The sequence below is a fragment of the Candidatus Accumulibacter contiguus genome, from assembly GCF_012940005.1.
GTDB classification, from domain to species: Bacteria; Pseudomonadota; Gammaproteobacteria; order Burkholderiales; family Rhodocyclaceae; genus Accumulibacter; species Accumulibacter contiguus.
Genome location: NZ_SPMX01000076.1, coordinates 22,684 through 32,115, shown reverse-complemented (window position 1 = coordinate 32,115; position 9,432 = coordinate 22,684). Strand labels below are relative to the sequence as shown.

The window sequence follows — 9,432 nt, the reverse complement described above, 5'->3', positions numbered from 1 at the left end:
GTCCAGAAACGTCGTCGATAATTCGGGCGTCAGGTCGAGCTTACGCTTCCGCCCACCGCCTTTTTTCGGAGCTTATCCCCCGTCGCCTCTTCCGCTATGTCCAGGTCGGCCAGTCCTTGTCGGATCGTCTTGCTATCGATCTCAAACAACTGCGCGATGTACTGCTGGCCCCCATGCCCCAACTTGTCAGACTCCACCGCCGCGTACCGGCGACGATCCTTTTCCGATAGTCGCCGATAGAATTCCTTCATTCGCCGCTCTACGTCTTCCCGGTAATAGCCCACGCTGCATTCCCTTTGCTGTTTTCAGAACAACCAAGCAAGCAAGTGGCATGCCCGAGCGCACAGTCAAAACGGGAAGTTATTTCGTAGGCGTTCCTTGGACACACTCAGCGACGAGGTTCCCAAGTGGCACTACATGTTCAGTCCCTCCTTCGAGATCAAGTGCTTCGCAGAGTGTTGGCAAGCGTGCCGAAGAATTTACACGCTGAAACCTTATGACGAAGACGGACATCTGATTGATTACCGTGTTTTCATCGGGCATGACGCGCATACCGACGAATATTTTGTTTTGACCGTTCAACCCAGGGCGACTTGCTATGACACCACAACTGATGAACACCGAAGTCTCTGTGATCGGTACGACAGGCTCAACATTCCTGCCATTAGGCGGGTCCCATAGCGGCCTCTTCGGATTGCAGATCACGCCGGTATTCATCGCGATGAATCGGCATGTGGCCGGCGATAGCTCGCCGAAGAGAGGCGTTTCTGCAACCGAGCGCATTGCGCGCATCAGGAACAACCCCCTGCGTGCTGTGGCGATCGTGAAAGGGCGACAGCGTCTTGCCAAAGTTGCTGACCACCTTAATCCGGGATTCCGGCCACTTTCCGCCTTGCGCCTGGCGGCCGGCCTGTCGCAGTCTGAGCTGGCTGGGAAGATGGACATGAAGCAGCCCAACATTGCGCGCCTCGAGAAAAAACCAGGGGACCCGAGTCTGTCTACCCTCCAGAAACTTGCCGCCGTGCTCGGGGTTGATATCAGAGAGGTCATCGCTGCGGTTGAGGCGACTAATAAAGCGGAGGCTGACCGTGTCTAACTCCCCGTACCTCTTTTGCCTCTATGCCGAGGATGTCCGCCAGGAAATTACCGGGCAGATGTCGATCATTGGAGCTTTTCAAGGTGGGTTGCGGGTTCCCTCGGTGCCAACCCATCTCCCTAAATTGGCGATCATTGCCAACTTGCGCATGCCATCTGAAAAGGCACCTTCCTCTGTAAAACTTGAGGTGCATCGTGATGGCGAGGTCTTGCAAGCGATCGAGCCGCCGCCTGAGTTTTTACAATCGGTTATCAAGCAACCCCGTGTAGGACTGGACGACGGCTACGCCATGCAGTTCGTCGTCGGATTTGCCGGTTTCCCGGTACCTGCCGCAGGTAAGCTGGAGGTTCGTGCAATGATCGACAGCGTGGTCCTGCGAGGCAACTCGCTGGAAATCACCGTCGGCGATGTGCCGCCCGCGACTGTCGGACTGAAAAGCGAGTAACGCGATGATTACCGGGTGGATGAGCACCCGATTCCGGCGTTTCAATCCCCTCTTTTCGCTGTAGTCCGCAGGGTTTGGCAAGATTCCGCAACTTCGGTAATCCGCCCCTTCACCTCCATCTCGGTTGCGAACGAAGCTGGACAGCCTCGTGGCTCGGCCCGCAGGAGGCAAACCAGATCGGGCAGGCAGCGGCCTGCTCCAGCCGCTCGAGCAGCGACGCCGCTGCAGTCAGCGTGCGCGCCTGATAGACCGGACGTACCCGGAAGAGCAGGTCCGTCAGCGCTGCCTGGTGTGCCAGGTCTTCTCTGGCGCTGCACGGCAGGCTCGTCACGCGCCCGGACGGCGCCAGCCAGCCGGCAGCCTGGCACTCTTCTCCGGGCACGGTCGTCTCGTAGGCCTCGCACCAGCGCAGCCCGGGAACATGCCCGAAGGCATCGAGGTGACTGACCAGCAGGCCGTCGAGACGCCCGGTGGCCGCCAGTGCGTAGCGCAGGAGCACACCGTCCGGGTGGCCACGCCGGAAGCGGCCCTGCCAGCCCTGGTCGCTGTTATGCGGCTCCGGGAGAACGTCCAGTCCGGCGTCGGCCGTCGGGAAGGGACCCGCTCCGTGCCGCGTGAGATAGGCGCGCAGGACCCCGAGGTGCTCGACCCGGGCAGGGCAGCCGTAGTCTGCCGCTACCGCTTCGACGGCGCGCGGGTGGATGCTGCTCCAGGTGGTGTGCGGATGGAATCCCCGCCATTCATCGAGGAGAACGCCCTGTGCCCCCTCGAACAAGACCGTCCCGGGGCGCGTCAGGCGCGCGGCGATTCTTTCTGCTGACGATGGGGGAACGTACCGCAACAGGTTCTGGATGTTTTCCAGCCAGGCTTCGGCAAGCTGCGCGTCGGCGAGCAAACGATGCTCGGCCGCGATTGCTGCAGCATTTGCGACAGCCTTGCCCAGGGCGGCGAACACGGGCAGGAGATCGCGGCGAATGGCCTGCAGTTTCTGCATCGCCAGCGCGGGTCGCGCCAGGTCGCCGTAATGCAGCGTGTGCTCGGGGTGAGCGAGCGCATGGTGTACGGTTTCGCCGACCCCGACCCCGCAGCTTCCATGTGCCGCGGCGCCACGCGCCAGCTCGCGCAGACGACCGGCGGCCTGATGAAACGGCGTATTGACCCGACAGCGCCGATCGATGAACAGGCGCGCCAGGCCATCATCGACGCCCATCGACTGCAGCCGGGAATGCTCGACCAGAAGCGCGCCGGGATGGACGACCACCGGATAGGCGAGAACGGTCGCCACTCCCGGCACCAGCGTCCCGGCAGCGAATTGCGAGAAGGTATGCTGCCGGCCGTCGGGCAGGACGACGTTGTGTCCGGCCTGCGCGCCGCCGTTGAAACGGACGACCGTGTGTACCTGCCAGCGCCGGCAGAGGGCGTCGGTAAACACGCCCTTGCCACAATCGCCGAAACCCAGACCGAGCAGGGAGACCAGGCGGGGCATGCGCACAGGCCCTCCCCCTTAGTGTGAAAGTCGCATCAGCGACTCACGAATCTCCCCTCCCCCCTCGCGGGGGAGGGGTCGGGGGGAGAGGGAAACGGTCATGACTGTCATGATCGGGGATACCTGCAACCGCCATGACCGTCAGGAAAACAGGCGCTTCCACCAGTCGGGTTTGCCGATCGCGGTCGAAGCCGGATGCGTGTGTATACGCTTTGGCGCGTCCGGGTCGAGCAGATCAGCATAAGGCTGCAGCGCACGGACGGTGGCGGCAATGCGATCACGCGGGGTGCCGTTGGCGTGCAGGACATCGGCGACCGCGTCGACGCCGCTGAGGGCGCCCTCGGTCAGACCGACAATCGCTGCCGCGATCGCGCAGGTATCCACATGAGATTCCATGCAGATCACCTGATCGCCGAGCACCTCGCGCCAGCGTGCTTCACAGCCTTGACGGCGTTGCCGATCCGGAATCAGGAAGAAGAGATGCCAGGTTTCGGCGGCAGCGGCGACGACCTCCTCGAGCGCGATGTCTTCGTCGAGCCTCTCGCCGATCAGGGCTTCGATCTGATGACGAGAAACGGCCGGATAGGGGTGCTCATCGCCGGTCATGAACAGATAGCCACGCTTCCTGCGCTTCACCCAGCAGTCGAGGTCGGTGTGTTGCGCGAGTACGTAGAAAGCCAGCTCGTAACTCTCGCTATTCGAGCCACCGCCTCCTCCTTCGAGGTAACTCCAGGTGAGCCACTGGTCGATCAGTTCCGCAGTGGTTTCGAACTGCCCGACCTGCAGCGGCGCGCCATCCGAGGTGGCATCGCCAATCGCCATGAACATCACCTGCGGGTCGGGAACCCGGCAATCGGTCAGCAACTTCATGAAAGTCGGCAGATCGTGGCGCGCGAGGAATTCGGGAATATTTCCCATCGAGCCGGTGACATCGAGCGCAAAGACGATGCCGAGCGAGTTCGGATGTTCGGCGCTGTCGCGCGCTTCGCGAACCGTCAGGCCCCTGGGGTCCATCAAGGCGTGACAGCCCCGTTGTTTGAAGACTTCGGCGCGTGACAGCGCCGCCCGATCCGTGGTCAGCGCCGCATGCGCGCTGTGTGAATAACTACCGTAGCCCATGATTTTCTCCTAGCGGCAAGTCGCCGAAGTGGGGTTGAAAGGGATGAATTTCGGTGGCCCGAAGGCGGCGCGAGCGGCCGCGACCAGCGCCTGGTCGAGCCCACGCGCGCCGACCTCGGCACACCAGGCGGCGTCTTCGCTGCTGCGTTGCAGCAAAGCCACCAGGGGAGAAGGCGTACTGCGCCCGCAGGTGGGCAGCGCGTCGCCTCCGCACAAGAGCGCACGCAGGGTCCACGCCGATTGCCGCAGATCGCGGGCGATCGCTGCGCCATCCGCGCCAGGCATGGCGTGCGACCAGCCGACGAGGAGCACGCCGTGATCGCGCGGGTGTACGAGCCAGTGCTCGGGTCGCAGGTCGCCGTGCGTCCAGCCGCTGTCGTGCGCAAATGCCAGCACTTCGAGGACTCGCCTCCAGATCCAGACAGCGTGCCGCGGATCGATTCCGGTTGCTGCGTAACGCAGGGCCTGCGCCAGACTGCCCCAGTATCCGGAAGGATGGCGAAGCAGCAGCCCTTCCCGCTCGTTCCCGCCGGCCGTTTCGCCGACACCGCTGGCAATCGCTTGCGGAACCCTTTGCGAGAGGTACGCCGCCTCTGCCAGCGTACTCGCCTGCAGGGCGCGCAGGATCTCGGCCTCGGCTGCAAGCACGCCGGGTTTCGTACCGGCGTGCGCCAGTTTGACGATCACCCGTTCCGGAAAGAGACCCATGCGTTCGGCGAGATGGACTTCGGCGTGTTCGCCGATGCCCACCCGCTTGAGCAGTTGGTAGCGTTGCCCCTGCCAGCGCAGCACCGGCAAGGTCGATGGGTAGCCGGCCAGGGCCTGCGCACGAACTCGCGCCGCCGCTTCGCGCAAGGGCGCCGCCTGCACCAGCGACTTGTTGCGGGTGACCGTCGCGCTGCAATAGGGACAGATCACCATGCGCCAGCTCGCCTGCCTGGGCAGCGCCGCGCCGCATTGCGGACAGGTGAGTGCGGTGAATGACATCGCGCCAGGCTCAGGGATGCAGGGACAGGAAGTGGTCGAGCAGGTTGAAGTGATCTTCAAAAAAGCGACTTTCCATGGCCTGGAGTTCTGCAATCGGAGTCCACCTGGCTTGCGCCGCATCGTCGGCGCCGCAGACATCGGGCAAGCGGCAGTCGCCGAGATCGAAGCAGTGCGCATGCGTGATCGTTCGCCCGCGCAGACTGCGGTCGGGATGATCGAAAACGGCGACGCTTTGCAGGGCCACTTCAAGGGTGGAATCGAGCAGGCCGAGGCCGGTTTCTTCGCGCAACTCGCGAATCGCGCCCTGCAGGACGCGCTCACGCGCCTCGAGGAAACCGCCCGGTACCGCCCACAAGCCCTTTCCCGGCGGATGCCCACGTTCGATGAGGAGGACGTGCGCGGACGCGATGACGACCGCGTCCACGGTCACGAAAGGACCGTTTCCCCAGATCCGCCGGTTCTCCTCGAGGGCCAGATGCTCACCGCGCAGTTGGCGGTAATGCGGCAGACGGGTCCAGCCCTTCAGATAATGAACGATCGTCGCCGGTAGCAGCCCGCCGAGCAGTGCCTGCGTCGCCGGCCAGTCTTCGCTCTCGAAGTAGATCTGGCGGATGCTGGTCGCATCGATCTCGTCAAATTGCGGCGCGGCGACGAACTGCCAGCGCGGAAAACGTTGCAGGTATTGGCTGGAGGCATCCTTGAGGTAGCCGACGAGGGCAATCCGCGCGCCCGGCGCACTGTGCTCCTGCACCGCGGCGACGACCGCCTCGCTCCAGCGCCGATCGTCGTAGTAGTCGCGAATCGGCAGAAAACGGACACGCTCGCGCGTCGCGTCGTCGAGCGTGCTGCCGATCATGGCGGCGCGCTCCTCCCAGGTAAACGGGTTCTTCGCATTGCGCGCGGCGTGCGCCGACCCGAGCAGGACGATCACCTGCCCGGCGCTTTGCAGTGTTCTGGCGAGCAAGGCCGCATGCGCATTGTGGAAGGGCTGGAAACGGCCAATCAGTACGGCGATGTCGAATCGGTCGGGGGTCATTTAATGGGCTCCTGTTCAGTCATAGCAAGCGGCAATCGGCATCTGCCGGCCGCTGCCGAAAGCGCGCCCGCGCAGGCGCAGAATCGGCGGGGCCTGGCGTCGCTTGTATTCGTTGCGCGCGATCATGCGCCGAATTCTCGTCAGCAGCGCCCTGCCCTCGGCGTCGGCCAGCAGTTGCGCATAGGCGGACTCGACTTCCGCGCGCTCGCCGGCACCGAGGCGCTCACCCTCGATCAGCACCTTGAGGATCGTATCCAGGAGCGGATACGGCGGCAGGCTGTCGGTGTCCCGCTGACCGGGCGCGAGTTCGGCCGAAGGCTCCTTGTCGAGGATCGCCTGCGGGATCACTTCGCCACCGGCGCATTCGTTGAGGTGCCGGCTCAAGGCAAAGACTTCGGTCTTGTAGAGGTCGCCGATCAAACCCAGACCGCCGTTGGTGTCGCCGTACAGCGTGCAATAGCCGACCGAGATTTCACTCTTGTTGCCGGTGGTGAGCAGCAGGTGGCCATAACTGTTGGAATACTCCATCAGGATGGTGCCGCGCACCCGCGCCTGCAGATTCTCGAGCGCCAGGCCGCGCAAGGGGCCGTTGCAGGCTGAGGCAAAATCCGCTGCGAACTGGCTGACGAGGTCGCGGATCGGATGCTCGATCAGGCGGATTCCGAGCCTGCGGCAGAGCACTTCGGAGTCGCAGACGCTGCCTGGCGTCGAGAAAGACGAGGGCATGGTGATGGCGACGACATGGTCCGCGCCGAGTGCCTCGACCGCGAGCGCCAGCGTCAGCGCGCTGTCGATCCCGCCCGAGGAACCGACGACCGCGCGGCTGAAGCCGCAGCGGCGAGCGTAGTCGCGCAAGCCGAGAACGATCTGCCGGCGGTAGAACTCCATCACCGGCAAACCACCGGCGACGATCGGCGGCAGCGCTTCCCCGGTAGCCGACAGAAAAAGCGTGCCGTCCCACAGCAGCGTGCTCACCGCTTCGGCAAAGCGCGGCGCCTCGAAAACCACACCAGCCGTTGGAGAAACTGCGAACGAGGCGCCGTCGAAGACCAGTTGGTCGTGCCCGCCGATCTGGTTCACATAGACCAGCGGGATCTGGTGGCGCTGGCTGGCCGCCGCAAAGAGACGATGGCGCTGTTCGCGCTTGCCGATGTTCGACGGACTGGCGTTGATCGTCACCAGCAGATCGGGACGGGCATCGGCGAGGCGGCTAAACGGGTTGACCGCATAGTCGCTGCCGGCGTCATTCCAGCCGTCTTCACAGATCAGGAAGCCGACCTGCGTGCCGCCAACGCGCAGGATCCGGGCGACATCCGGCCCCGGCTCGAAATGGCGGCGCTCGTCAAAGATGTTGTAGGTCGGCAGCAACTGCTTCGCGTAGCGGACAACGACGGCGCCATCACAAATCACGAGCAGACTGTTTTCGAGCGGCTTGCCGGGGCCGCTGCGCCGCGTCGGCGCGCCGACCACCCAATACAGGCCCGGTGTCGCATGGCTGGCTGCAAGCAGCGTGTTCAGGCCCGCCGCCGCGCGCTCGATGAATTCGGGTTCATCGAGCAGGTCACCGGGCGAGTAAGCGGTCAGCGACAGTTCGGGGAAAACCACCATCTGCGCCTGCTCGGCATGCGCCTGAGCGGCTGCTCGACACATCAGGCCGATGTTGCCGTCGATGTCGCCGATCGTCGGATTCAACTGCGCGAGGGTGATGCGAAAGTGGCTCATGGCGTTTCCAGCGGATGATTGAAGACCTGGCGCAGGTAGGCAAGGAAGGTGCGGTCCTCGCACAACGTCTTGCCCGCAGAATCGGAGAGCTTGGCGACCGGCTGCCCGTTGCACGCCATGATTTTCATGACCACATTCAGCGCCTGGTGCGGCGTATCGTTCGAAAGGTCGGTACCGATGCCGTAGGAGGTCTGCACACGTCCGCGCAAACGCCGGTACAGATCGACCGCGCGCGGCAGGTTGAGGCCGTCGGAGAAGACCAGGCGCTTGCTCATCGGGTCGATGTGCAGTTGCGCATAGTGGCGCAGCGCCTTCTCCGCCCATTCGACGGGATCGCCCGAATCGTGGCGCAGGCCGTCGAACAGCTTGGCAAAGTACAGGTCGAAATCGGCGAGAAAGGCATCCATGCCGACCACGTCGGTCAGCGCGATGCCGAGATCGCCGCGGTACTCCTGCACCCAGGCCTCGAGTGCCGCTTTCTGAAAATCGCGCAGGCGGAAGCCGAACGCCTGGTAAGCCTGCAGGTACTCGTGCGCCATCGTGCCGATCGGCGTCAGCCCCAGCTTCTTCGCAAAGTAGACGTTGGACGTGCCGCGGAAATGCTCCGGCACCTCTCTGGCCAGCGTGCGCACGACTTCCTCGTGCCAGGCAGCGGAATAGCGCCGGCGCAGGCCGAAGTCGAAGAAGATGAAAGGCTCGTTCGCCGACAGCAGCGCCGGGCGCTCCGACTTGAGGAATTCGACCTTCGCCTGCAGTCGTTCGCGCGCCACGGCAAGGATCGAAGCCTCGGTCGACAGCCGGCGGAAATAGAGCTCATTGACGATGTAGAGCACAAAAATCTCGAAGGCCATGACATGCACCAGGGGGCCGCTGGCGACGACCCGCAGATGCTCGCCGTCGGCGCGCGTGCTGATGAAGCGGCGCTGGAAGCGAAACACCGAGAGGAAGTCGACGAAGTCGCTCTTGATGAAGCGCAGGCTGCGCAGATACGCGAGTTCATCGTCGCCGAAGGTCAGGGTGCACAACTGGTCGAGTTCGGCATCGACGTCGGCCTTAAGCTCTGCCAGCGGATAGACGGGCCGGTTCCGGCAGAAGAAGGCGTATTCGGCCTGCGCTCCCGGGTGGCTATGCAGCAGCGCCTGCCACATCGTGAACTTGTACAGGTCGTTTTCCAGCAGGCTGCGAACGACGGGGGGATGAATCTTCTGCCAGGTCATACTCACTCTCCTTCTTCGGCAACGCCGACCAGCCGGCGCATGAACACACTGTAGACCACTTTGTTGCATTTTGCAACTAACAGACACAAAATTTTTTTCTGCCCGCTCCCCCGCGAGTGGCGAGGGAAGCTATCGGGCCGAGCTATGAACGCGGCTTCATCGACCACAGCTATCTAAAAGAGCAGGCGATCGCCTGGCCCGGGGACTAATGCTCTATATTTGTAAGCATTACTATGGAAGTCGCGAGCGACTCTCGAATCTCCCCTCCCCCCTCGCGGGGGCGAAGGCGGGGTTTCGCGGAGCACTGCTCCGCGCCGCCGCAGC

9 protein-coding genes are annotated in these 9,432 nt (G+C 63.6%); 2 read left to right on the top strand and 7 right to left on the bottom strand.

The genetic code is table 11. From position 1 onward, the window contains the following. Nucleotides 1-29: 29 nt before the first annotated feature. Complete coding sequence (locus tag E4Q08_RS20450; RefSeq protein WP_169068945.1) at nt 30-284, bottom strand: hypothetical protein; 255 nt, start codon at nt 282-284, stop codon at nt 30-32. A 329-nt stretch (nt 285-613) separates the two neighbouring features. On the opposite strand from E4Q08_RS20450, the gene E4Q08_RS20445 reads away from it, so the two are divergent. Beyond that, a complete protein-coding gene (locus E4Q08_RS20445; protein WP_169071725.1) occupies nt 614-1,096 on the top strand; it encodes a helix-turn-helix domain-containing protein in 483 nt (160 codons plus the stop codon). Next, nucleotides 1,089-1,541, top strand: a complete 453-nt coding sequence (locus E4Q08_RS20440) for a DUF6941 family protein (RefSeq protein WP_169071724.1) — start codon at nt 1,089-1,091, stop codon at nt 1,539-1,541. The genes E4Q08_RS20445 and E4Q08_RS20440 overlap by 8 nt, the downstream gene beginning before the upstream one ends. Before the next feature lie 109 nt (nt 1,542-1,650). Here E4Q08_RS20440 and E4Q08_RS20435 read toward each other — a convergent pair whose 3' ends face one another. The 6 genes from E4Q08_RS20435 to pncB form a co-directional block, all read right to left on the bottom strand. Continuing rightward, nucleotides 1,651-3,027, bottom strand: a complete 1,377-nt coding sequence (locus tag E4Q08_RS20435; RefSeq protein WP_169071723.1) for an adenylosuccinate synthetase — start codon at nt 3,025-3,027, stop codon at nt 1,651-1,653. Between the two features lie 141 nt (nt 3,028-3,168). Beyond that, nucleotides 3,169-4,146: a VWA domain-containing protein gene (locus E4Q08_RS20430; protein WP_169071722.1), complete on the bottom strand. Its 978-nt coding sequence runs from the start codon at nt 4,144-4,146 to the stop codon at nt 3,169-3,171. Nucleotides 4,147-4,155: 9 nt separating this feature from the next. Next, nucleotides 4,156-5,133, bottom strand: a complete 978-nt coding sequence (locus E4Q08_RS20425; RefSeq protein ID WP_169071721.1) for a serine/threonine-protein kinase — start codon at nt 5,131-5,133, stop codon at nt 4,156-4,158. Between the two features lie 10 nt (nt 5,134-5,143). Further along, on the bottom strand, nt 5,144-6,169 hold the full coding sequence (locus E4Q08_RS20420; protein WP_169071720.1) for a bifunctional nicotinamide-nucleotide adenylyltransferase/Nudix hydroxylase: 1,026 nt from the start codon (nt 6,167-6,169) through the stop codon (nt 5,144-5,146). Nucleotides 6,170-6,184: 15 nt separating this feature from the next. After that, nucleotides 6,185-7,891, bottom strand: a complete 1,707-nt coding sequence (locus E4Q08_RS20415; RefSeq protein ID WP_169071719.1) for an NAD+ synthase — start codon at nt 7,889-7,891, stop codon at nt 6,185-6,187. Beyond that, the gene (pncB, locus tag E4Q08_RS20410; protein WP_169071718.1) at nt 7,888-9,108 is read right to left on the bottom strand and encodes a nicotinate phosphoribosyltransferase; all 1,221 of its coding nucleotides are present in this window, start codon (nt 9,106-9,108) and stop codon (nt 7,888-7,890) included. Before pncB ends, E4Q08_RS20415 begins: the two co-directional genes overlap by 4 nt. Between the last annotated feature and the right edge of the window lie 324 nt (nt 9,109-9,432).

What these genes read in the sequence shown, in the direction of transcription:
- E4Q08_RS20445 (WP_169071725.1), top strand. Translation starts at nt 614, where the DNA reads ATGAACACCGAAGTCTCTGTGATCGGTACGACAGGCTCAACATTCCTG.
- E4Q08_RS20435 (WP_169071723.1), bottom strand. Translation starts at nt 3,027, where the DNA reads ATGCCCCGCCTGGTCTCCCTGCTCGGTCTGGGTTTCGGCGATTGTGGC.
- E4Q08_RS20430 (WP_169071722.1), bottom strand. Translation starts at nt 4,146, where the DNA reads ATGGGCTACGGTAGTTATTCACACAGCGCGCATGCGGCGCTGACCACG.
- E4Q08_RS20425 (WP_169071721.1), bottom strand. Translation starts at nt 5,133, where the DNA reads ATGTCATTCACCGCACTCACCTGTCCGCAATGCGGCGCGGCGCTGCCC.
- E4Q08_RS20420 (WP_169071720.1), bottom strand. Translation starts at nt 6,169, where the DNA reads ATGACCCCCGACCGATTCGACATCGCCGTACTGATTGGCCGTTTCCAG.
- E4Q08_RS20415 (WP_169071719.1), bottom strand. Translation starts at nt 7,891, where the DNA reads ATGAGCCACTTTCGCATCACCCTCGCGCAGTTGAATCCGACGATCGGC.
- pncB (WP_169071718.1), bottom strand. Translation starts at nt 9,108, where the DNA reads ATGACCTGGCAGAAGATTCATCCCCCCGTCGTTCGCAGCCTGCTGGAA.